The sequence below is a fragment of the Microlunatus sagamiharensis genome (assembly GCF_900105785.1).
Lineage (GTDB): Bacteria > Actinomycetota > Actinomycetes > Propionibacteriales > Propionibacteriaceae > Microlunatus > Microlunatus sagamiharensis.
Genome location: NZ_LT629799.1, coordinates 1,425,734 through 1,447,991, shown reverse-complemented (window position 1 = coordinate 1,447,991; position 22,258 = coordinate 1,425,734). Strand labels below are relative to the sequence as shown.

Annotated in this window: 22 protein-coding genes; 8 read left to right on the top strand and 14 right to left on the bottom strand. The window is 73.6% G+C overall.

Translation table 11 applies throughout. The features are described from left to right. Positions 1-20 precede the first annotated feature (20 nt). The 3 genes from BLU42_RS06565 to BLU42_RS06555 form a co-directional block, all read right to left on the bottom strand. Positions 21-1,031, bottom strand: coding sequence for an aldo/keto reductase family protein (locus tag BLU42_RS06565; protein WP_091073767.1), 1,011 nt, complete (start codon positions 1,029-1,031; stop codon positions 21-23). A 73-nt stretch (positions 1,032-1,104) separates the two neighbouring features. Further along, a complete protein-coding gene (locus BLU42_RS06560; protein WP_231918475.1) occupies positions 1,105-3,051 on the bottom strand; it encodes a glycosyl hydrolase family 28-related protein in 1,947 nt (648 codons plus the stop codon). 504 nt (positions 3,052-3,555) lie between these two features. Continuing rightward, positions 3,556-3,972, bottom strand: a complete 417-nt coding sequence (locus BLU42_RS06555) for a hypothetical protein (RefSeq protein ID WP_172825761.1) — start codon at positions 3,970-3,972, stop codon at positions 3,556-3,558. Positions 3,973-4,178: 206 nt separating this feature from the next. Here BLU42_RS06555 and BLU42_RS06550 point away from each other — a divergent pair, with 206 nt between their 5' ends. Next, positions 4,179-4,679 (top strand): DUF6328 family protein, encoded by a 501-nt coding sequence (locus BLU42_RS06550; RefSeq protein WP_091079629.1) that lies wholly within the window; start codon positions 4,179-4,181, stop codon positions 4,677-4,679. Positions 4,680-4,701: 22 nt separating this feature from the next. Here BLU42_RS06550 and BLU42_RS06545 read toward each other — a convergent pair whose 3' ends face one another. From BLU42_RS06545 to BLU42_RS06515, 7 genes are all read right to left on the bottom strand, one after another. Beyond that, positions 4,702-5,508 (bottom strand): nitroreductase family protein, encoded by an 807-nt coding sequence (locus BLU42_RS06545; RefSeq protein ID WP_091073765.1) that lies wholly within the window; start codon positions 5,506-5,508, stop codon positions 4,702-4,704. Further along, the gene (locus BLU42_RS06540) at positions 5,495-5,845 is read right to left on the bottom strand and encodes a hypothetical protein (RefSeq protein ID WP_091073764.1); all 351 of its coding nucleotides are present in this window, start codon (positions 5,843-5,845) and stop codon (positions 5,495-5,497) included. The genes BLU42_RS06545 and BLU42_RS06540 overlap by 14 nt, the downstream gene beginning before the upstream one ends. After that, positions 5,842-6,537 carry a methyltransferase domain-containing protein gene (locus BLU42_RS06535; protein WP_197680643.1) on the bottom strand — a complete coding sequence of 232 codons (696 nt, stop codon included), beginning with the start codon at positions 6,535-6,537 and terminating at the stop codon, positions 5,842-5,844. Before BLU42_RS06535 ends, BLU42_RS06540 begins: the two co-directional genes overlap by 4 nt. Then, the gene (locus tag BLU42_RS06530) at positions 6,534-7,721 is read right to left on the bottom strand and encodes a type III polyketide synthase (RefSeq protein ID WP_197680642.1); all 1,188 of its coding nucleotides are present in this window, start codon (positions 7,719-7,721) and stop codon (positions 6,534-6,536) included. The genes BLU42_RS06535 and BLU42_RS06530 overlap by 4 nt, the downstream gene beginning before the upstream one ends. 295 nt (positions 7,722-8,016) lie before the next feature. Next, positions 8,017-9,102, bottom strand: a complete 1,086-nt coding sequence (locus BLU42_RS06525) for a threonine aldolase family protein (RefSeq protein WP_197680641.1) — start codon at positions 9,100-9,102, stop codon at positions 8,017-8,019. Then, on the bottom strand, positions 9,099-10,739 hold the full coding sequence (locus BLU42_RS06520) for a glycoside hydrolase family 13 protein (RefSeq protein WP_091073762.1): 1,641 nt from the start codon (positions 10,737-10,739) through the stop codon (positions 9,099-9,101). The genes BLU42_RS06525 and BLU42_RS06520 overlap by 4 nt, the downstream gene beginning before the upstream one ends. A gap of 53 nt (positions 10,740-10,792) precedes the next feature. After that, entirely contained in the window at positions 10,793-11,311 is a 519-nt protein-coding gene (locus BLU42_RS06515; protein ID WP_157719854.1) for a MarR family winged helix-turn-helix transcriptional regulator, read from the bottom strand. A gap of 208 nt (positions 11,312-11,519) precedes the next feature. On the opposite strand from BLU42_RS06515, the gene nicT reads away from it, so the two are divergent. The 5 genes from nicT (at position 11,520) to BLU42_RS06490 (ending at position 17,527) form a co-directional block, all read left to right on the top strand. Further along, the gene (nicT, locus tag BLU42_RS06510; protein ID WP_091073760.1) at positions 11,520-12,683 is read left to right on the top strand and encodes a Nickel transporter NicT; all 1,164 of its coding nucleotides are present in this window, start codon (positions 11,520-11,522) and stop codon (positions 12,681-12,683) included. A 130-nt stretch (positions 12,684-12,813) separates the two neighbouring features. Beyond that, on the top strand, positions 12,814-12,978 hold the full coding sequence (locus BLU42_RS20515; RefSeq protein ID WP_157719853.1) for a hypothetical protein: 165 nt from the start codon (positions 12,814-12,816) through the stop codon (positions 12,976-12,978). Between the two features lie 196 nt (positions 12,979-13,174). Beyond that, positions 13,175-15,583: an ATP-binding cassette domain-containing protein gene (locus BLU42_RS06500; RefSeq protein WP_091073758.1), complete on the top strand. Its 2,409-nt coding sequence runs from the start codon at positions 13,175-13,177 to the stop codon at positions 15,581-15,583. 66 nt (positions 15,584-15,649) lie between these two features. Then, positions 15,650-16,402 (top strand): potassium channel family protein, encoded by a 753-nt coding sequence (locus tag BLU42_RS06495; protein WP_091073757.1) that lies wholly within the window; start codon positions 15,650-15,652, stop codon positions 16,400-16,402. An 18-nt stretch (positions 16,403-16,420) separates the two neighbouring features. Then, on the top strand, positions 16,421-17,527 hold the full coding sequence (locus tag BLU42_RS06490; protein WP_091073756.1) for a mandelate racemase/muconate lactonizing enzyme family protein: 1,107 nt from the start codon (positions 16,421-16,423) through the stop codon (positions 17,525-17,527). A gap of 3 nt (positions 17,528-17,530) precedes the next feature. Here the strand turns inward: BLU42_RS06490 and BLU42_RS06485 are convergent, their stop codons facing one another. Further along, a complete protein-coding gene (locus BLU42_RS06485) occupies positions 17,531-18,400 on the bottom strand; it encodes an aldo/keto reductase (RefSeq protein WP_091073755.1) in 870 nt (289 codons plus the stop codon). A gap of 368 nt (positions 18,401-18,768) precedes the next feature. On the opposite strand from BLU42_RS06485, the gene BLU42_RS06480 reads away from it, so the two are divergent. Then, positions 18,769-19,737, top strand: coding sequence for an NAD-dependent epimerase/dehydratase family protein (locus BLU42_RS06480; RefSeq protein WP_091079620.1), 969 nt, complete (start codon positions 18,769-18,771; stop codon positions 19,735-19,737). Between the two features lie 16 nt (positions 19,738-19,753). On the opposite strand, the gene BLU42_RS06475 is transcribed toward BLU42_RS06480, so the two are convergent. Then, a complete protein-coding gene (locus BLU42_RS06475) occupies positions 19,754-19,933 on the bottom strand; it encodes a hypothetical protein (protein ID WP_091073754.1) in 180 nt (59 codons plus the stop codon). Between the two features lie 220 nt (positions 19,934-20,153). Between BLU42_RS06475 and BLU42_RS06470 the strand changes: the two genes are divergently transcribed. Further along, a complete protein-coding gene (locus BLU42_RS06470; RefSeq protein WP_197680640.1) occupies positions 20,154-20,459 on the top strand; it encodes a hypothetical protein in 306 nt (101 codons plus the stop codon). 19 nt (positions 20,460-20,478) lie between these two features. On the opposite strand, the gene BLU42_RS06465 is transcribed toward BLU42_RS06470, so the two are convergent. Next, positions 20,479-21,096: a UdgX family uracil-DNA binding protein gene (locus BLU42_RS06465; RefSeq protein WP_091073753.1), complete on the bottom strand. Its 618-nt coding sequence runs from the start codon at positions 21,094-21,096 to the stop codon at positions 20,479-20,481. Positions 21,097-21,149: 53 nt separating this feature from the next. Next, the gene (locus BLU42_RS06460) at positions 21,150-22,184 is read right to left on the bottom strand and encodes a DUF695 domain-containing protein (RefSeq protein WP_091073752.1); all 1,035 of its coding nucleotides are present in this window, start codon (positions 22,182-22,184) and stop codon (positions 21,150-21,152) included. Positions 22,185-22,258 lie beyond the last annotated feature (74 nt).

Sequence of the window (22,258 nt, the reverse complement as noted above, 5' to 3'; positions counted from 1 at the left end):
TCCCGCTCGGCCGGCCGCGCTCAGGCCTCGCGGGTCTTCGGCGAGCTCTCCGCGGTGCGGGCCGGGTCGCGCTCGATCACCGGGTCGAGGATCTCGTCGATCTTGGTCAGCAGGTCGGCGTCCAGCTTCACGCCCGCCGCCGCGACGTTGTCCACGACCTGCTCGGGCCGGGAGGCACCGATGATGGCCGTGGCGACGTTGTCGTTCTGCAGCGTCCAGGCGACGGCCAGGGCGGCCATCGACAGCCCGGCCTCCTGGGCCAGGGGCTGCAGCTGCTGGACGCGCTCGAGCACGTCGTCGCGCATCCAGCGCTTGATCATGCTGGCGCCGCCCTTGTCGTCGGTGGCACGCGAGCCCTCGGGCAGCGGCTGGCCCGGCTTGTACTTGCCGGTCAGCACGCCCTGGGCGATCGGCGACCAGACGACCTGGGAGATGCCGAGCTCCTTCGAGGTCGGCACGACCTCGCCCTCGATGACGCGCCAGAGCATCGAGTACTGCGGCTGGTTGGAGATCAGCTGGAAGCCGAGGTCCTTCGCCAGCGCGGCCCCGGCGCGGAGCTGCTCGGCGGTCCACTCGCTGACGCCGACGTAGAGGACCTTGCCCTGCCGCACGAGGTCGGCGAAGGCCTGCATCGTCTCCTCCAGCGGCGTCTCCACGTCGAAGCGGTGGGCCTGGTAGAGGTCGATGTAGTCGGTCTGCAGCCGTGACAGCGAGCCGTGCGCGGCCTCCATGATGTGCTTGCGCGACAGCCCGAGGTCGTTGTGCCCCTTGGGCCCGATCGGGCCGAAGACCTTGGTGAAGATCTCCAGCGACTCGCGCCGCTCGCCCTTCAGCGCCTCGCCGAGGACGGTCTCGGCCTTGGTGTTGGCGTAGACGTCGGCGGTGTCGAAGGTGGTGATGCCGTTGTCGAGCGAGGCGCGCACGCACGCCTGCGCCTGCTCGTTCTCGACCTGCGAGCCGTGGGTGAGCCAGTTGCCGTACGTGACGTCGGAGATCTTGAGGCCGGAGTTGCCCAGGTAGCGGAAGTCCATGACCTCCACCCAACCACGCGGCTGCGGGCGGGCCCGGCGCGGGTGACACCCGCGCCGGGCCGCCCGTCCCGGGTCAGCAGACCGGGAAGCACCTCAGGTAATCGATGCTGCTGCCGCCCGCGGGGTTCGGCGCGACCGAGGGGCCGACGTCGTTGACCACGTGGTCGATCGTGCCGGCGCCGTTCAGGCTGACGACCACGAGGTCGCGCAGCCGGACGCCGCCGTTCTCGGGCACCTCGAAGGAGTGCGAGAGGTGCAGCGTCGGGTCGACGTTGGTGTAGATGTACGAGCCGCCCGCCCACAGGTCGTGGTGCTTCACCTTGTCGCCGACCTTGTACGCCGCCCACCCGAGCGTGCTGCCGTGGCGCCACGCCGCCTGGTTCGGCGCGTCGTAGGGCAGCTCGTTCTGGAAGAACACCGTCCGGCCGCGCTCGCCCGTCCAGACGACGTTGTAGCGCTGGTAGTGCTCGACGAAGAGCCCGGTGGCGGTCACGTCGTCACCCTTGACGACGACGCCCTGCGCCGCGGTGTTGACCTTCCAGCCGACGCCCTCGCCGTGGTCGGCGCGCCAGGCCCAGATGTTGTCGAGCACGGCGTGGTCGCTGTTGACGACGAGGCTGGTGGAGGCCTTGCCGACGTGCGGGCCGCCGATGCGGAAGAACACGTCCTGCACGGTCGTCGGGTCCTTCTTGGTCCAGCCGCGCGGGCCCTGCTTGGCGCCCTTGCCGAGCACCAGCAGCGCGTCGGAGTTCTTCGTCCCGGCGTCGATGGTGAGGCCGGCGACGTCGACCCCGGCCACGTCGGCGACCTCGACCGGCGTCACGCCCTTCTCGGCGGTCAGCGTCGCGAGACCGAGGCCGAGCACCACGGTGCCGGCCCGGCGGACGTGCAGGGTGCGGTCGATGCCGTAGACGCCGGGGGTGAAGAGGAGGTTCTTGCCCCGGCGCAGCTGGGCGTCGATCTTCTTCGCCGAGTCCGAGGGCCGGGCCACGTAGAAGCTCGAGATCGGCAGCGAGCTGCCCGGCGTCGGGCCGTCGGCCCAGGTGTAGCCGGCGCTGTCGCGCTGCACCGCGGGCACGAAGACCCGGTAGCGGCCCTTCGCGTCGAGGTAGAGGTAGGGCTTCTCCTTGCTGACCGGGGTGGTGGCCAGCGTCGTGTACTGCGGGTCCGGGAAGGACTGCGCGGGCGCACCCTGCACCCCGGCGAAGGTCTGGTTCCAGACCGCGTTCGACCAGCTGTCGATGGTGCTGTCGCGGGTGAACCACTGCTGCTGCGACCCGTTCGTCACCGCGCGCAGGCGGGCGTCGGCGACGAAGCCGCCGCTGGCGTGCTGCGGGCCGGCCGTGCAGTAGTCCATGAGCGAGGTCTGGCCGGTGACGTCGACCCGGCGCAGCGGCGAGGCCTGGGACACGGCCCAGAACTCGGTGTTCGCGCGGCACCCCTCCCCACCGGTCGGGTTGATCGTCAGGTTGGACATCGAGCGCCAGAAGTTGTTCAGCGCGATGCAGTTGGTGTCGTTGCCGGCCGCGTCCTTCTCGCACTGGTTGTAGACGTTCACGGCGCCGTTGATCACGACGTCACCGGGGTTGCGGCCCAGCCCGGCGACCTCGGTGTAGTAGCCGACCTGGAAGATCAGCGGGCTCGCCGTGGAGCCGTACGTGCCCGGGGCGAAGAGGATCGCGTCCCGCTCGGGACCGAACTGGTTGCCGACCTGGCGCGCGGCGATGGCGTCGAGGGCGGCCTGGACCTGCGCCTGCGGTTGGTCGGGCGTGATCAGCGTGACGTGGCGGCCCAGGTCGGGACCCTTCGGCGCCGGGCCCGCGGGCGCGGCGGGTGCCGCCGGCCGGGACGGGGCGACGGGCTGGGCCGGAGCCGCCTGCGCCGGGGCGACGAGCCCCGAGGTGACGAGGCCGCCGAGGGCGACCACGCCGGCCAGCGCGGCGACGCGTCGTCGCCAGGCGGTGACGCGTGGGGTGGGGGGTGCGGCGGGGTGGTGCCGCAGGGGGTCAGTGGTGGGCATCGTTGCCGCTCCTCGGAGTTGTGCCTGCCGGACGGGCAGGACGGCCTTACCCATATGACGGCAACGTACGTGACCCCTCTGACAGGACGCGTGCGCCCCCGGTGCTCCCCGGCCGCGGTGGTGGGAGCGGTCTCGGCGCGAGGGTCAAGGTGCAGGAGCCGACCGACGCGGACGTCGGCCGGCTCCGACCGGGCCCGCCCACCGATCCCTCGAGCTTCGGGTTCCGAGCGCAGCCGGTCCCCGGCGACGCTAGGGCCGGCGGGCGTCCGGGGCCAGACCTCGACGCGGGGATGTCATGTTCCGGACGTGGCCGGTTCCTGACGCCGGATCGGCGGCACAGGGGGTCCGCGGTGCTCTAGTTTTGTGCGTGGCGGGACGAGGAGATGAACCCCCGAGCATCCCCTCGTCCCGCTTCTGCATCCCCGGGTTCCGCGGCGCCCCCGCCGGCGTCGAGCCCGGTGACATCACCAGACCCGCGGACAGGCGAACGCTCGCCCGTGCGCCTCAGAGGCTCGTCCGGCCGCGGGACGAGCGGAGCGCCGGCGAGATCCAGCGGTCGGCGACCGTCCCGGTGACCGTGGCGTGGACGGCCTTGTGCACGACGTCGACGGCCTGCTCGAGCACCGGCCATGACGTCGGCGGCGCCCCGACCCCGGTCGCGTTCTCGATGGTCTGGTCGACGGCCAGGCGGACCACGGTGTGCCAGGTGTTCGCCACCGGGCCGCGGATCCCGGTGACGGCCCAGACCCCGCGCAGGCCGCCGACCATCGCCCCGGTCCCCCAGTGCATCAGGTGGTTCCACACCGGCGGCTGCTCGCCGTCGCCCGGCGCGCGCCCCAGCAGGGTCAGCAGCGCCCGTGCCGGGACGAAGGAGCCCGGCCGGCCCGTCAGCGCCTGCTCGAGCTTCTCCCCGGCGGTCATGACCGCCACACCCGCGAGCCCCGACACGGCGCCCTGCGCCCAGGCCGTGGCCAGCCGCCCGACCCGTCCGGTCCCGCTCGTCCGCGCACCTCCGTGCTGCTCCTACGCCGCCTGCCGACCGGCGGCCACCGTACGGCGGCGCACGGCGCTCCTCCTGGGCGCGCCGCTACGATCACGCCGCGGACCGGGCCCGAGGAGGACGTGTGGTGGCGAACGAGGAGGACGTCGACGCGCTCGACGGGCGCCGCGAGTCCGCCGACCAGCGCAGCGACCGCAACTGGAACGAGCTGCTCCAGGAGACGCGCATCGTGCAGACGGGCACGCAGATCCTCAGCGGCTTCCTGCTGACGATCGTCTTCCAGCCGCGCTTCGACACGCTCACCTCCTTCCAGCACGCCCTCTACCTCGTCCTGGTCCTGCTCTCGACCCTGACCACGGCGCTGGCCATGTCGTCGGTCGTGCTGCACCGGCGGCTCTTCCGCCGCCACCAGAAGGGCGAGGTGGTCCGCATCGGGCACCGGCTGCTGATGTCGGCGCTCTGCGGCCTCGGGCTGACGATGACGGGCACGGTGCTGCTGGTCTTCGACGTCGCCGAGGGTGCGCGCGGCGGCGCGGTCGCGGCCGTCGGCGTGGTCGTCGTGCTCGTGGTGCTCACCCTCGTTCCCACGGCCCAGGCGCTGCGTGGCCGACGGGACCCGCAGGGCTGACCCCGCCCGGGACCAGCGCTCGTCAGGGCTGCGCGGCGGGCTCGTCCCAGCCCTCCTGCGGCGTCGCGCAGGAGTTGCGGAACACGTACTGCGACGGCAGCCGGCGCTCGTGGCTCGACCAGTCGATGGCCGGGCGGGACGACTGCTCCGGCAGGTAGCCGAGCCGGTAGACCGCCATCAGCTCGAGGTCGTCGGGCACGCCGAAGAGCTCGACGAGGCGGTCCCACTGCCCCTCGACCTCCATCGGGAAGGACACGAACTGGATGCCCATGCCGATCTCGACGGTGGTCAGCCAGACGTTCTCCATGGCCGCGCCCATGCTGAACAGCGAGTAGAAGCTCGACAGCTGGCCCGGGCGGTACTCGGCCCGGTCCAGCATCACCGCGAGCAGCAGCGGCGAGCCGGCGACGAGCTTGCGGTTCTCCGCGCCGAGGGTCTGCGGGACGCGCAGCTGGTTCATGATCTTCTGCCCGCGGGCGGTGAAGACCTGCTTGGTGAACGGTCGCAGCGGCACCGGCAGCTTGTCGAAGAGCATGCCGCTCCGCTTCTCGGCCATCTCTGCGGCGGAGAAGCGGAAGTACGGCTTGTAGCGCTCGAAGAAGGTGCCGTTCGACATGGCGGTGGTCATGCTCGACCCGCTGATGTCGGCGACCTGCTCGATGACCGCGCGGTCGTCGACCACGCAGAAGCGCCACGGCTGGCTGTTGAGCTGCGAGGGCGCGCGCCCGGCGACCTCCATCAGCAGGCGCTGGTGCTCCTCGCTGACCGGGTCGGGACGGAACGGCCCGTTCGTGGTCTTGCGACGGCGGACGACGTCAAGGAACTCCATGCTGCTCCTTCAGGGCTGCGGTCAGGCTCGCGACGAAGAACGGCGCCGCGCTCAGGGCGAGCAGCGGGTGGCGCCGCGAGCGAGCGGAGACGTACGGCACGACGGCCAGCGGCACGGCGGCGGGGAGCAGCCGCAGCCCGGCGCGGCTGGGGCTCCAGAGCAGGCTGCTCGCGGCCGCCCCGGCCAGGACGCTGGTGCTGACGTAGACCGCGTGGTGCACCCAGCGGAAGCGGTGGGTGCGGACGAGCCCGGTGGCGGCGGAGGTGCCCAGGGCGACGTTGGCGACGTAGCTGGTCGTCGCCGCCGCGAAGAGCACGACCGGGCGCGGGCCGCTCACGCCGTCCCCGGCTCGTGGCGCAGCAGCAGCCGGAACCGGCCGAGCGGCTCCGCGGTCCAGCCGTCGCGGACGCCCGCGAGCTCGGCGGGCACGTGGCTGCGGCGGATCGACAGCAGACCGTCGGTGCGCAGGAACGACGTCCGCGCCAGCGGCGCGGTGACGACGCCGTACGCGGCGTGCGCGAGCCGGGAGCGGCGCAGGTCGTTGTGCAGCGCGAGACCGGTGGCGAGGCGCTCGGTGTCGGCCAGGAGGTCCTGGAGGGCGGCGTCGTCGAGGTGGTGGAGCACGTGGTTGGACACGACGACGTCGAAGCGGCGGCCCTGCGCCACGAGGTCGGCGCTGCTCGCCCGCCGGAAGGTCACGCCGTCGGGCGCCGGACGCCGGGCGACGTACGCGGCCGCCCGCGGGTCGGGGTCGATCGCGGTGACCGCGAGGTCGATCCCGTCGCGTCGGGCCCAGGTGGCCAGCGCGACGGAGATGTCGCCGCCGCCGAAGCCGACGTCGAGCAGCGTCGGTCGCTCCCGGGCCGCCAGCAGGGGCCGGAGCGTGCCCGCGTACAGGCCGCGCCAGCCGGAGACGAGGCGGTTGACGACGCGGAACTGCGCGTAGGTGCGCTCCAGCAGGCGCAGGTCGCAGGCCGGGTCGTCCATCAGCTCGACGACCCCGGTGTCGCGCCGGGCGAGGTCGGTCACGCGGCGCTCGTGCCCGTCCGGCGCGTCAGCAGCGCGCTCTCGACGGTCAGCCCGGGCCCGAAGGCCATCGCCGCCAGCGTCTCGTCGGCCGTGGCGGGCCGGCGCAGCAGCTCGGCGAGCACGAACAGGACGGTGGCGCTCGACATGTTCCCGAACCGGCGCAGCACGTCCCGCGACGGGGCGAGGTCGTCGTCGTCGAGCCCGAGCGCGTCCTGCACGTGGTCGAGCACGCTGCGCCCGCCCGGGTGGATCGCCCAGCGGTCGATCGCGGCGGGCTCGACGTCGCCGAGCAGCGACGGGACCGCGGCGGGCAGCGACGAGCCGAGGATCCGCGGCACGTGCTTGCTCAGGACCATGTCGAAGCCGAGGTCGCCGATGGTCCAGGCCATGTCGGCCTCGCCCTCCTCGCTCAGCGTGGTGCCGAGCGCGTCGAGGGTGACGACGTCCTCGCCGGCCGCAGGCGCGCGGCCGCTCAGCACGACGGCGGCGGCGCCGTCGGCGAACAGCGACGAGGCGAGGATCGTGTCGAGGTCGTCGCCGGTGTGCAGGTGCAGCGAGCAGAGCTCGGCGCAGACCACGAGCACCACGGCGTCGGGGTCGGCGCGGCAGATCGCGTCGGCGAGCCGCAGGCCCGGGAAGGCGCCGTAGCAGCCCATGAATCCGAGGTGGAAGCGCTGGGTCGTGGGCGGCAGCCCCAGCTGGCGCACGAGCACGTGATCGGGCCCGGGGGCGAAGAAGCCGGTGCAGGAGACCGTGACCACGTGGGTCACGTCGTCCGGGGCGAGGTCGGTCGAGGCCAGCGCCTGCTTGGCCGCGGCCAGGAACAGCGCGGGCGCCTCGCGGACGTACGCGGCGTTGCGGGTCCCGGTCGAGGGCGCCAGCACCCGCTCCCCCGCCAGGTCCACGAGCCACGGCTCGGCGGCCTCGGGCGCGGCCTGGAACTCCCCGACCACGCTGTGGCGCGTGTCGATGCCCGAGGCGTCGAAGGCCGCGTGCAGCCGGCGCAGCCCGAGCCGGCTGAGCCCCGGCTGGGCGGCGAGCAGGTCGCGGAGCGCGGGCTGGTGCAGCACGGTGACGGGCACCGCGGTGCCCAGCGCCCGGACGAACACCGGACGGGTGGATCGGTCGGCGGTCAGGAGCGACGCCCTCCCTCGATTCGGCTGGCTGCGGGTCGTGGCACCCACGACGCTATCCCCAGCACGGGAACGAAGGCCGGGAGCAGGACGTGCCGGCGCCCGGCGCCCACCGCTCCCGCGCGGTGAGGACGACCCGCAGGCGAGGCCGCCCGGCGTCGCGTCCACGCGCCGGGGCGCGGCGGCGGTGCCGGTCGGCAGCGCCGGGCCGACCGGGTCCGGGCATGACGAGAGGCAGCGAATGCCTGCTCGGGGGTTCAGGTAGTCGCTGCCTCTCGACAGGTACATCGCTCCGAGGCGGGCGGCGTTACAGCTGCCGCAGAACTTCTTGCCCGGGACCTCCGACTCAGCGCGCGAGCTCCTCGTGGACGACGGCGACGAAGGCGTCGACGTCGGCCTCGGTGGTGTCCCACGAGCACATCCAGCGCACGACCCCGCGCGGGGTGTCCCAGTCGTAGAAGCGGACGCGCTCCCGCATCCGGTCGGTGACGCCGGGCGGCAGCGCGACGAAGACGGCATTGGCCTGCGTCGGGTACGCGAAGGACACGCCAGGCAGCGAACCGTCCGCCACGCCCGGCTCGAGCCCCGCGCGCAGCCGGGCCGCCATCTCGTTGGCGTGGGCGGCGCTGCGCATCCCGAGGTCGTCGTCGAAGAGCGCCAGCAGCTGCGCGGAGGCGAAGCGCATCTTGCTGGTCAGCTGCATCGTCAGCTTGCGCAGGTAGGGCAGCCCGGTCGCGCGGTCCGGGTCGAGCACGACGACGGCCTCGACCCCGAGCAGGCCGTTCTTGGTGCCGCCGAAGGTCAGCACGTCCACGCCGGCGTCGGCGGTGAACGCCCGGAAGTCGACCCCGAGCGCGGCGGCGGCGTTCCAGATCCGGGCGCCGTCGAGGTGCAGCGCCATCCCGCGTGCGTGGGCGTGCTCGGCGAGCGCCGCGACCTCGTCGGGGGTGTAGAGCGTCCCGAGCTCGGTGCTCTGGGTGATGCTCACCGCGAGCGGCTGGGCGCGGTGCTCGTCGCCCCAGCCCCACGCCTCCTGGTCGACGAGCGACGGCGTGAGCCTTCCGTCCGGCGACGCCACGGGCAGCAGCTTGAGCCCGGTCATCCGCTCCGGCGCGCCGGCCTCGTCGGTGTGGATGTGCGCGTTCGCCGTGCAGACCACCGCGCCCCACCGGGGCAGCACGCTGGTCAGCGCGACGACGTTGCCGCCGGTGCCGTTGAACACGGGGAAGGTCTCCGCCCGCCCGCCCAGGTGCTCGCGGACGACCTCCTGCAGCCGCGCGGTGTACGCGTCCTCGCCGTAGGAGACCTGGTGCCCGCCGTTCGCGCGGGCCAGCGCCTCGAGCACCTCGGGGTGGACGCCGGCATAGTTGTCGCTGGCGAAGCCCCGCCAGCCCGGGTCGTGGAGCGGGGCGTCGTGCAGCGGGGCGCTCATGCGCGGACCCACACGGTGGTGTCGGTCGGCACCTGCCCGTCGACGAGCGGCCCGCTGGTCAGGACGACCTCCCCGGACGGGACGTCCACCGGCTCGTCGCCGAAGTTCGTCAGCACGTGCCAGCCGCCCACGCGCACGACGTGCAGGACCTCCGGCCCGGACGCCTCCCAGATCAGGCCCTCGCCCTGCGTCAGCGCGCGCCGCAGCCGCAGGGCCGCACGGTAGAGCGAGAGGCTCGAGGCGTCGTCCCCGGCCTCGCGCTCGACGCTGAACCCTCCGAACCAGGCCGGTTGCGGCAGGTGCGGCGGGGCGGAGGCGTCGGCGGGGCTGAACCCGAACGACGGCGGCTCGCTCGTCCACGGCAGCGGCACCCGGCAGCCGTCGCGCCCGAGCCGCTGCCCGCCAGTGCGGAAGAAGGTCGGGTCCTGGCGCTGCTCCGCCGGGATGTCGGCGACCTCGAAGAGGCCGAGCTCCTCGCCCTGGTAGACGTACGCCGACCCGGGCAGGGCCAGCATCAGCAGCGTGGCCGCGCGGGCGCGCCGGGCGCCGAGCTCCTCGTCGACGGTGATCGACGGGTCCACGCCGAACGCGGGGATGTAGCCGATCTCGTTCGGCTGCCCCGCCGCGGCGGTGATGCCGTAGCGGGTGGGGTGGCGGATGACGTCGTGGTTGGACAGCACCCAGGTCGACGTCGAGCCGCTCTCGGCGGCCAGGTCGAGGTTCTCGGTGATCACGTCGCGCCAGGCGCCGGGCGCCCACGGCGCGGTGAGCAGGTCGAAGTTGAACGCCTGCCCCAGGCTCTGCGGGCTCGCGTAGCGAGCTCGGCGGTGCGCCGGCACCCAGGCCTCCGCGACCGCCATCCGCGGCGGGTCGTAGCTGTCGAACAAGGTGCGCCACTCCGCGTACACCTCCTGGACGGCGTCGCGGTCCTCGTACGGGTGGTTGCCGTCGGTCAGCGTGCGGAGCGCGGCCCGGTCCGGGAGTGGCTCGGTCAGGTCCTTGACCAGCAGGTTGGCGACGTCGACGCGGAAGCCGTCGACGCCGCGGTCGGCCCAGAAGCGCAACGTGGTCAGGAACTCCTCCCGCACGTCGCGACGGTCCCAGTTCAGGTCGGGCTGCTCGGGCGCGAACAGGTGCAGGTACCACTGCCCGTCCTCGACCCGGGTCCACGCCGACCCCCCGAAGTCGCTCTCCCAGTCCGTCGGCGGCTCGGTGCCGTCGGGCCCCTTGCCCTCGCGGAAGACGTAGCGGTCCCGCTCGTCGGAGCCCCGCCCGGCGGCGAGCGCCGCGGGGAACCAGCGGTGCCGGTCGGAGGTGTGGTTGGGCACGATGTCGACGACCACCTTGATGCCGTGGGCGTGCAGCGCCTCGGTCATCGCGTCGAAGTCGGCGAGCGTGCCCAGCTCGGGCGCGACGTCGCGGTAGTCGTCGATGTCGTAGCCGCCGTCGGCGAGCGCCGACGGGTAGAAGGGGCTCAGCCAGACCGCGTCGACCCCGAGCGCAACCAGGTGGTCGACGTGGGCGCGGACGCCCTCGAGGTCACCGATGCCGTTGCCGTCGCTGTCGGCGAAGCTGCGCGGGTAGACCTGGTAGACCACCGCGGTCCGCCACCAGTCCGCCGCCGTCTCCTGGGCCACGTCGCTCCCCCGCCTCTCGCGCCGGGGCGCTCGCCCGCGGTCGGCTGCCCAACCTACGCAGCCCCGGGCCGCACGGCGCCGAGGCTCTCGGCAATGGTTGCGAGCCAGCGGGCGACGGCGGGGAGGTCGGCGGCCTCCACCTGGCCGAGGCTGGCCTGGAGGGGCTGGTGTGTCCGTTCGGCGAGCACGGTCCCCCGGGCGGTGAGGCGGATGATCGTGCGTCGCCGGTCGCTCGGGTGCCGCACGCGCTCGGCCACGTCGTGACGCTCCAGCCGGTCGACCAGCGCCGTGGCCGCGCTGCTCGTCAGGCCCAGCTCCCGCGCCAGCTCGGACTGGCCGCGGTCGCCGTGCGCGACGAGGTGTGACAGCGCCTGGCTCTCGGTGGCGCCCAGGCCGACCGAGGAGGACACCGACGAGCGGTAGCGCTCGGCGGCGAGGACGAGAGCACGCAGCGACGAGGCCGCGGCCCGCAGGTCCGGGTCGTCCGTCCTCGACCGGCCCCCGGCCCCGAGTTCGTCGCCCGGAAGGTCGGCGGCGCCGTCGACCGGTGCTCCGTCGAACGAGCGCGGCATGGCGCCTCCTCTCCTCAGCGTCGACCGGTCGCCTCTCGTGCGGGGGTGCACCAGACGACCTCGACCTTCTGAGGTGTTGTTCTCAGGAAAATACCAGTTTTTTCTCATGGAGGTGCATCCAAAGCGCGGTCGCGCGTCCTCGGCCTGCGGCTCCTCGGGCCACGTCGACTAGCGTCGGACCGGTCCAGCCCCACGACCCAGGAGACCGATGAGCCCCTCAGCACCGGCCGCGGCGACCGAGCCGGGAGGTGGCGGACGCCTCCGGTCCCTGCTGCGGGGCCTCGAGGAGGCCGACCGCCGCTCGCTGGCGGGCATGGCGCTCGTCATCGTCGTGCTCCACGTCGTCGGCGTCGCCGTGCTCTTCGGGCTCGTGGTGCCGGAGCGCTTCCAGCTCGGCGGGTCCACGCCCGTCTTCGGAGCGGGCGTGGGGATCCTGGCCTACACCTTCGGGCTCCGCCACGCCTTCGACGCCGACCACATCGCCGCGGTCGACAACACCACCCGCAAGCTGCTGGCCGACCGTGTTGCCGGTCGCGTCTCCCGGCGCCCGCTCTCGGTCGGCTTCTGGTTCTCGCTCGGCCACTCGAGCGTGGTCTTCGGCCTCGCGCTCGCCATCGCCGCGGGCGTCAAGGCGCTCGCCGGCCAGGTCGAGGACGACGGGTCCACGCTGCACGACCTGACCGGCATCGTCGGCGCGTCGGTGTCCGGGCTGTTCCTGTGGGTGCTGGGCATCCTCAACCTCGTGGTGCTGGTCGGCATCCTCAAGGTCTTCCGCCGGATGCGCCACGGCGACTTCGACGAGGCCGAGCTGGAGGCGCAGCTCGACAAGCGCGGGTTCATGAACCGCTTCCTCGGCGGTCTCACCAAGGCCGTCCGGAAGCCCTGGCACATCTACCCCGTCGGCGTGCTCTTCGGCCTCGGCTTCGACACCGCGACCGAGGTCGGCCTGCTCGTGCTGGCCGGCGGCGCGGCGGCCTTCGACCTGCCCTTCTACGCGATCCTCGTCCTGCCCGTGCTCTTCGCGGCCGGCATGTGCCTGATGGACACGGTCGACGGCGTGATGATGACGGGCGCGTACGGGTGGGCGTTCCGCAAGCCGGTGCGCAAGGTCTACTACAACCTGATCATCACCGCGATCTCGGTGACCGTCGCCCTCGTGATCGGCACGATCGAGCTCGCCGGCGTGCTCGCCGAGCAGACCGGCGTGCAGCACGGCCCGCTGGCCGCGATCGGGTCGATCCCGCTCGACGGTGCCGGCTACGCGATCGTCGGCCTCTTCCTCGTGGCCTGGGTGGGCGCGCTCCTGGTGTGGCGCCTGGGACGCATCGAGGAGCGCTGGTCGGCCCGGCTCCCCGGCGGCGGCGCCGGCTGACCCTCCCGTGCGCCCCGGGGCCCGCACCGTCGCCGGCCTACGGTCGAGCGCGTCGCGGGTCCGGCGCACCACCGAACGGGTGGTGCCGTCCGCGGCGACCACGGGCCCGTACGGGTCGGACGGGCCAGCCATGAGCGGCGTCCCCGCACCCCACCTCCTCGAGCTGCTCGAGTCGCTGCTGCTGGACAACCGCGACCTGGACTCGACGCTCAACGAGCTGGCCGCCTCGCGGCCGCCGTCGTGCCCGACGCGGGCGTCGAGTGCGGGATCTCGCTCCGCCTCGAGGGCGACGTGATCACCGTGGGCTCCAGCGACCGCCGCGCGATCGAGCTCGACGAGCGCCAGCGCGCGAACGCCTCCGGCTGCTCCCCAGCCGTGCAGGAGCATAGCCACGCCGATCCCCCGACCGATGAGGACCGGCGGCGGCGGAGGTCAGGACCACCGCGGTTGCGGGACACTCGTCTCCCGCAGCGCGGCGCGAAGGAGCACCGATGGACCTCGGCCAGAGCCCGACCACCCCGACCACCGGCACGACGACGGGCACCGACCGGTCAGGACCGTCGGCCCGGCACGACGTCATCCGCGTCGTCGGGGCCCGCGTGAACAACCTGCGCGACGTCACCGTCGAGATCCCCAAGCGCCGGCTGACCGTCTTCACGGGCGTGTCGGGCTCGGGCAAGAGCTCCCTCGTCTTCGACACGGTGGCGGCGGAGTCGCAGCGGCTGATCAACGAGACCTACAGCGCCTTCCTGCAGGGCTTCATGCCGACGCTGGCCCGCCCGGACGTGGACGTCCTGGAGGGCCTGACGACCGCGATCATCGTCGACCAGAAGCGGATGGGGGCCGACCCGCGCTCGACCGTCGGCACCGCGACCGACGCGAACGCGATGCTGCGGATCCTGTTCAGCCGGCTCGGCGAGCCGCACATCGGGCCGGCGCAGGCGTACTCCTTCAACGTCGCCTCGATCAGCGGCGCCGGTGCGGTCACCACCAGCAGGGGCGGGCAGACGGTCAAGGAGCGCCGCAGCTTCAGCGTCACCGGGGGGATGTGCCCCCGCTGCGAGGGCCGCGGAGCGGTCAACGACGTCGACCTCACCCAGCTCTACGACGCGGAGCGGTCGCTGGGCGACGGGGCCCTCACGATCCCGGGCTACTCGATGGACGGCTGGTACGGCCGCATCTTCGCCGGGGCCGGCTTCGACCTGGACAAGCCGATCCGCGACTACACCGAGCGCGAGCTCGACCGGCTCCTGCACGCCGAGCCGACGAAGATCAAGGTCGAGGGCATCAACCTGACCTTCGAGGGCCTGCTCCCCCGGCTGCGCAAGTCGGTGCTGTCCAAGGACGTCGACGCGCTGCAGCCGCACGTGCGCGCCTTCGTCGAGCGCGCGGTGCGCTTCTCCACCTGCCCGGAGTGCGACGGGACGCGGCTCACCGAGGCGGCGCGCTCGTCCAAGGTCGCGGGCCTGAGCATCGCCGACGCCTGCGCGATGCAGATCAGCGACCTCGCGTCCTGGGTCCGGGGGCTCCACGACCCGTCGGTCGCCCCGCTGATCGAGGCCCTGGGCGGCACGCTCGACTCGTTCGCCGAGATCGGCCTCGGCTACCTCTCGCTCCACCGGCCCGCCGGCACGCTGTCGGGCGGCGAGGCCCAGCGCACCAAGATGGTGCGCCACCTCGGCTCGGCGCTGACCGACGTCACCTACGTCTTCGACGAGCCGACGACGGGGCTGCACCCGCACGACATCCAGCGGATGAACGGCCTCCTGCTGCGGCTGCGCGACAAGGGCAACACGGTGCTCGTCGTCGAGCACAAGCCGGAGACGATCGTCGTCGCCGACCACGTGGTCGACCTCGGCCCCGGGGCCGGCACCGCCGGCGGCGAGGTGTGCTTCGAGGGCACCGTCGCCGGGCTGCGCGCGAGCGGCACGGTGACCGGGCGCCACCTCGAGGACCGGGCCCGGCTCAAGCCCTCCACCCGGACGCCGACGGGAGCGCTGGAGATCCGGGGGGCCTCGGAGCACAACCTGCGCGACGTGGACGTCGACGTCCCGCTCGGCGTCCTCGTCGTCGTGACCGGCGTGGCCGGGTCCGGCAAGAGCTCGCTGGTGCACTCCTCCCTGCGCGGCCGCGACGGCGTGGTGGTCGTCGACCAGACGCCCGTACGCGGGTCGCGGCGCAGCAACCCGGCGACGTACACCGGGGTGCTCGAGCCGATCCGCAAGGCGTTCGCCAAGGCCAACGGGGTCAAGCCCGCGCTGTTCAGCGCCAACTCCGAGGGCGCCTGCCCCAGCTGCAACGGCGCCGGGGTCGTCTACGCCGACCTGGCGATGATGGCCGGCGTCGCGACCACCTGCGAGGTGTGCGAGGGGCGGCGCTTCTCCGACGACGTGCTCGCCCACACCTTCGGCGGCCGCGACATCAGCGAGGTGCTGGCGATGCCGGTCGCGGAGGCGGCGGCGTTCTTCGCCGAGGGCGATGCCCGCCTGCCCGCCGCTCAGAAGGTCCTCGGCCACCTCGTCGACGTCGGCCTGGGCTACGTCGGTCTCGGCCAGCCGCTGACCACGCTCTCCGGCGGGGAGTGCCAGCGCCTCAAGCTCGCCACCCACCTCGGCGACCGCGGCGGCGTCGTCGTCCTCGACGAGCCGACGACCGGCCTGCACCTCGCCGACGTCGAGCAGCTGCTCGCCCTGCTCGACCGCCTGGTCGACGGCGGGAAGTCGCTGGTGGTCATCGAGCACCACCAGGCGGTCATGGCCCACGCCGACTGGCTCGTCGACCTCGGGCCGGGCGCGGGGCACGACGGCGGCCGCGTGGTGTTCGAGGGGACGCCGGCCGACCTGGTCCGCTCCCGGAGCACGACCACCGCCGAGCACCTCGCCGCGTACGTCGCGGGCTGAGGCTCCCGCGGTGCGGCACCCGCGCGTCGGCCGCCGCGCGGCTCGGGCTGCGCCAGGATCGCGTCCGTGGAGCGACTGACGACGCAGGGCTGGCAGCGCCGGGCCGAGTGGCTCCTGACCGTGGCGGCGGTCGCGTTCCTGGTCAGCTACTCCGTCGAGGTCCTGGTGCCCGGGCTCCCCGCCGGCGTCCGGCTCGCGCTGCGCGCCGTCGACCTGCTGACCTGGGCGATGTTCGTCGTCGACTACGTCGCGCGGGTGCTGCTCGCCCCGCGGCGTCGGAGCTTCGTGCTGCGGCACCTCCTCGACCTGCTCGTGGTGCTCCTGCCGCTGCTGCGCCCGCTCCGCCTGCTGCGGCTGCTCGTCCTGCTGCGCTACCTCGACCGCGGTGCCATCCGGACCCTGCAGGGCCGGGTGGCCGCGTACGTCGTGCTCGCGACCGTCCTCGTCCTCTACTCCGGGACGCTGGCCGGCCTCGACGCCGAGCGTGACGCCCCGGGCAGCACGATCACGACCTTCGGCACGGCGCTGTGGTGGGCGCTGACCACCATCACGACGGTGGGCTACGGCGACGTCTACCCCGTCACCACGCAGGGCCGGGTCGTCGCCGGGGTGCTCATGGTCGCCGGCGTCGCGCTGCTCGGCGCGGTGACGGCGACGCTCTCCTCGGCCCTGGTCGCCCGCGTGGCGGGCAGCCCGGCGGAGACGCCCGGAGCCGCGGCGACGACCGACCTGGAGGCCGAGGTCGCCCGGCTCACCGCCCTGCTGGACCGGCACGGCATCGCCGCCGACGGGCGCACCCCGGACGACCCCCGCGGCTGAGGGCGCGAGGATGAGGCCGTGAGGATCAGCGGCGTCGACGTCTTCTCCTACCCGGTCGGCTACGTCCACGGCACGTACGTGATGTCCGGCGGCCGCGCGGCCACGCACGAGGACGGCACGCTCGTCCGCCTGCGCACCGACGAGGGCCCGGTCGGGTGGGGCGAGGTGACCACTCTCGGGCGGACCTACCTGCCGACCTCCCCCGGCACGATCCGGGCGGCGCTCGTCGAGCTCGCCCCCGCGCTGCTCGGCCTCGACCCGACCAACCCCGCCAGGGTCAACGAGGTCATGGACGCCACCCTGCTCGGGCAGCCGTACGCGAAGAGCCCCGTCGACACCGCCTGCTGGGACCTCTTCGGCCGCGCGGTCGGGCGTCCCGTGGCCGACCTGCTCGGCGGGGTGCTGCAGGAGCGCTGGCCGCTCTACGAGGCGGTGCCGCTGGGCGAGCCGGCCGCCATGGCGGCCTTCGTCACGCGGCGGCGCAAGGCGGGCATCGAGCGCTTCCAGCTCAAGGTGGGCAACGAACCACGCACCGACGTCGCGCGCACGCGGGCCTGCGTCGAGGCGGGCGGGACGAGCTCGGTCGTGGTCGCCGACGCCAACGGTGGCTGGGACCTGGCCTCGGCCCGGATCGCGATCGCCGGTCTGGCCGACCTGGGCGTGTTCGTCGAGCAGCCCTGCCGCAGCACGGCCGACTGCGCGCAGGCGCACCGTGGCTCGCCGCTGCCCCTCGTGCTCGACGAGTCGGTCTCCACCCTGGCCGACCTCGTCGCCGCGAAGCACGAGGCGGGTGCCGTCTCGGTGAACCTCAAGATCAGCCGCTGCGGCGGCCTCACCCGCACGGCCCTGCTGCGCGACGCCATGCAGGAGCTCGGGCTCCGGGTGTCGGTGGAGGACATGTGGGGCGGCGACGTCGTCAGCGCCGCCGTCGCCCAGCTGGCCGCGAGCACACGGCCGGGCTCGCTGTTCATGACGTCGTTCTTCAACGACTGGACCGACGGCCACGTGGCCGGGCACCAGCCCCGGTCGGTCGACGGCGAGGGTTCGCTGCCCGACGGGCCGGGCCTCGGCGTCGAGGTCGACGCCGAGGCCCTGGGTCAGCCGGTCTTCTCGCTGTCGGCCTGAGGCTCAGGCCGCGTTCGAGAGGGCCTCGAACTCCTCGTCGCTCAGCTGCACGTCCGCCGCGCCGAGGTTCTCCTCGAGGTGCGCCACCGAGCCCGTCCCCGGGATCGGGACCATCACCGGCGAGCGGCGCAGCAGCCAGGCGATCGCCAGCTGCGAGGTCGTCACGCCCGGGTGGTCCTGCTTGACCTTGTCGAGCGCGCCGCCCGGCTTGGCCAGGTCGCCCGAGGCGACCGGCGCCCACGGGATGAAGGCGATGCCGTTGGCCTCGCAGAAGTCGAGGACGTCCTCGGCCGCGCGGTCGACGAGATTGTAGCGGTTCTGCACCGAGGCGATGTCCAGCCCGGCGTCCTGCGCCGCCTTGATCTCCTCGACGCTCACCTCCGACAGCCCGATCTGCTTGGTCAGGCCCTCGTCGACGAACGACTTGATCTCGGCGAACTGCTCCTCGCGCGGCGTCTTGGCGTCGATGCGGTGCAGCTGCCAGAGGTCGATCTGGTCGACGTCGAGCCGGCGCAGCGACATGAGGATGCACTGGCGCAGGTACTCCGGGCGCCCGAGCGGCGGCCACACGTCCGGACCGTGCCGCGTGAGCCCGCCCTTGGTCGCGACGACCACGTCGCCGTAGTTCTCCCCGCCGACCTGCCAGTGCAGGGCCTTGTGGATCAGGTCCTCCGAGACGTACGGCCCGTACGAGTCGGCCGTGTCGATGAGCGTCACGCCCAGCTCCACCGCCCGCCGCAGCACCTTCAGCGCCTCGTCGGTGTCCTTCGGCGGCCCCCAGATCCCGGGCCCCGTGATCCGCATCGCCCCGAACCCCAGCCGGTTGACCGTCTTGCCCCCGAGCTCGATCGTCCCCGCGTCCGCCACTGCCATGTGCGTGCTCCTCTACCTGTTCGTCTGCCTTCCCCACGAGCCTAGGACGGCACCCCTGCACCGCCCCGGGCACCCGAAGCCGTGGAGCGAAGCAGGACGATGCGCATGCCTCCGCCGGAAGGACGGGTGACGGATCGCGGTGGGGGCCGCGCCCGCCGAGGAGGAGGCTGGCGGGTGCCGAGGGCGGCGCCGGACGTGGATGGGTCTGGCGGGAGCCCGGCCGCGAGCAGGGACCTCGCCACGACGAGAGCTGCGCGGCCGGGCGGATGGTTGTCCGGCGCCGCGCTCGGCAGCCGCCAGCCGGAGGAAGCGCGGCGGGTACGAGAGCCCGCCGCGAAACGTCAGCCCACCTCCGTACGGTGAAGGCCATGCGCATCTACGTCCTCGGAGCGACCGGGCACATCGGCTCCCACCTCGTCCCCCGCCTGGTGCGGTCCGGCCACGAGGTGGTCGCGGCGAGCCGTGGCACCCGCGGGCCGTACCTCGACGACCCGGCCTGGGCCGAGGCGAAGCGGGTCGTCCTGGACCGGGACGCGAGCGACGCGGAGGGCACGACGGCGGCGCAGGTGCTGGCCGAGCGTCCCGACGCGGTGGTGGACCTCGTGTGCTTCACACCGGAGTCGGCGACGCTGCTGGTCGAGGGGCTGCGCGGGGACGTCGGGCTGCTGGCGCACTGCGGCTCGATCTGGTCGCACGGGCTCAGCACGAGCCTCCCGATGAGCGAGGACGACCCCAAGGAGCCGTTCGGCGAGTACGGGATCGGCAAGCAGGCGATCGAGGAGCTGCTGCTCGCCGAGTCGGCGTCCGGCGGCCTCCCCTCGACGGTGATCCACCCCGGTCACATCAGCGGTGCGGGGTGGCCCGTGATCAACCCGGTCGGCAACGTCGACCCGCGTGTCTGGTCGACGATCGCCCGGGGCGAGGAGCTGGTGGTGCCCGGGGACGCGTCCGCGACCATGCACCACGTGCACGCCGACGACGTGGCGCAGATCTTCGAGCTGGCGCTGCAGCGCCCGGAGGCGTCGGCCGGCGAGGCGTTCCACGCGGTGAGCCCGCGGGCGCTGACCGTGCGCGGGTTCGCGGCCGCGGCGTACGGGTGGTGGGGCCACGAGCCGAGGCTGCGGTCGGTGCCGTGGGCCGACTTCCAGGCCGGGGTCGGCGAGGAGCACGCGACGACGAGCTGGGAGCACCTGCACCGCAGCCAGGTCTGCTCGACCGCGAAGGTCTCCGAGCGGCTGGGCTACGCGCCCGGCTGGACGTCGGAGGCCGCCGCCCGTGAGGCCGTCGCCTGGCTCGCCGCGCACGACGAGGCGTACGACCTCCCGCCGCTCGGCTGAGCAGGAGGGCGGCGGGTCAGCTCTCGCCCGCGGCGTGCCGCGGGTTGGCGCTGAGGGCCCAGATCGCCTCGCACGTCTCGAGGTCGTCGTGGGAGCGGCGGTGGGAGGAGGCGTCCTCCCACAGGATCCAGGCGACGCCGGCGATCATCGCCAGCACGGCACCCAGGGCGAAGACCAGGAGCGTCATGGTCGCCATCGCGTCCTTCCGATCGTCGTCGACCAGCAGAACCCGGGGGCGGCTCGTGCCGCTCCCGAGACCACCGAGTCTGCCAGAGCCGCGGGGCCCGACCCGGCCAGGTCCGGCCCGGCGCGCGGGGCGCTCCGTCCACGCAGGGCGGCGGTTCCGTGCCGGGTGCCGTGTGGTCGGATGAGCGCAGCCGCCGGGCCCCGCCGGCCACCCCGAAGGAGGACCACCGATGAGCCTGTCCGACAAGGCCGACGACCTGACCGGCAGCGCCAAGAGCGCTGCCGACGACGCGCTGAGCACCGTCAAGAAGGGTGGCGGCGTCGTCGCCGCGCTCAGCAACGCCGGCTTCAAGAGCGAGTGGGCGTACGCCGCCGGCTTCGCCTCGATCGGCGCCAGCTGGATCGCCCACTACGCGAGCCGCAGCAAGTCCAGCGACTCCAAGGCGCAGGCCGACCGCTGGGGCATCTTCGTGGGCCACTGGGCGCCGACCTTCTTCGCCCTGGGCGTCGCGCTGCGGCTCGAGGAGAACAGCTAGGACTCGCTCGTCGCGGACCTCAGAGCGCGGCGACCGCCGTCCTGAGGTCCGCGACGAAGTCGGCGTAGCCCTGGTCGCGGAGCTCCGCGTCCATCCGCAGGATGGCCGAGGGGTGGATGGTGGCGATGAACCGCCGCCTCCCGGCCGGGCTGTCCCGCTCGAAGACCACCCCGCGCTCCTTGGTCACCCGGAAGCCGCTGCCCAGCAGGGACTTGCCCGCGGTGGCGCCCAGCACGACCACCAGCTGCGGGTCGACGCGGGCGATCTCGGCCTCGAGCCAGGGGCGGCAGGCCGTGACGTTGCTCGTGTCTGGCGTCTGGTGGATGCGCCGCTTCCCGCGCCACTCGAACCGGAAGTGCTTCACGGCGTTGGTCACGTAGAGCGTCGAACGGTCCGCGCCGGCCTCGTCGAGGGCCCTCTGGAGCACCTTGCCCGCCGGCCCGACGAAGGGCAGCCCGCGCTGGTCCTCCACGTCGCCCGGCTGCTCGCCGACCAGCAGCATCGACGCCTTGGGGCTGCCCGCCCCGAACACCGTCTGCGTGGCCGGCTCCCAGAGCTCGCAGCCGTGGCAGGACTGCGCCGCCTCTCGCAGCTCGGCGATCCCGCCACCCTCGGGTACGAACTCCGTCGCGCTCATGGCCCCTTCTTATCCCGCCGACCGAGGTGGCACCGGGTCGTCGGGCGGTCCCGTCACCGCAGGTGGCGCACGGCCCGCCAGGCAGGGTCGGCCTCGACCCGCAACGAGGCCCCCGCGGTGGCGGCCACCCACCGTCCGACCTGCTCGGTGACGTTCTGGTCCTCGGAGTCGCTGTAGAGGTGGAGCCGCCGCTCCCCCGCGGCGGTCTCGTGGGCCAGCAGCATCGCGCCCGGTCCGGCGGCCGCGACCAGGGCCTCCTCCTGCGCGCGGAGCCGCTCGAGCGCCGGGCCGGCGGGCATCCCGTTCGGGTCGGGTTCGTACGCCAGGGTCACCTCGTCGTGCTGGTCGAGCAGCGGGTGGTCGATCCACCGGAGCGGGCGGCGGGCCGTCGCCACGACGGGAGCGCCGTCGGGGCGCCGGCCCTGCAGCAGGACCCACGTCTCCTCGAGCGGCTGCGCGGCCTTCGCGTCGACGGTCGCGACGAACCGTGCCACGTCCACCGCGTCCGGGTCGCGGTCGACGGCGGTGGTGACGGCGCCGACCCAGCGCTCGACGTCGTCCTCGCCGAGCGCCCAGTCGAGGACCAGGAAGGCGACCTGCGCGCGCTCGCGGTCCTCCAGCGCGCCGAACCCGGGGTGGTGCACCACGACGTCGAACAGCAGCCGGTCCTCGTTGAACGAGGCCGTCACCGTGGTCAGACCGAGCTCGACGGTGTGCCCGCCCAGCTCGAGCCGGTCCGAGGCCACGTCCGCCGAGCGCGACCTCGCCGGTTCGTACTGCCACACGGCATCCTCGGCGGGCGCGGCGCGACGCCACCGCTGCGCGAGCGGGCGCAGCTCGGGAACGCCACCGCTGGTGACGCACAGCGTGTGCTGCGACCGTGAACCTGCGGAGAACTCCCACTGCAGGTCCGTATGGATGGCGTGCACCCGGCGCGACATCTCGTCCGGCAGGTCGCCGAACGCACCGTCCCGGATCGCCGACGCGGCCCGACCGGCACCCGTGGAGACCCACCACGCCCAGAAGTCGGCGGTCGGCGTGCGGACGACAGGCACCTCCTTGGACGCGGAACGGCGGAACAGGGCCACGGGACGGCTCCTCGGATCGGTGGTGGGCACATCGGCTGCTGGCGGCGTGCGGCTGTCGGTCGGGCGCGCGCCGA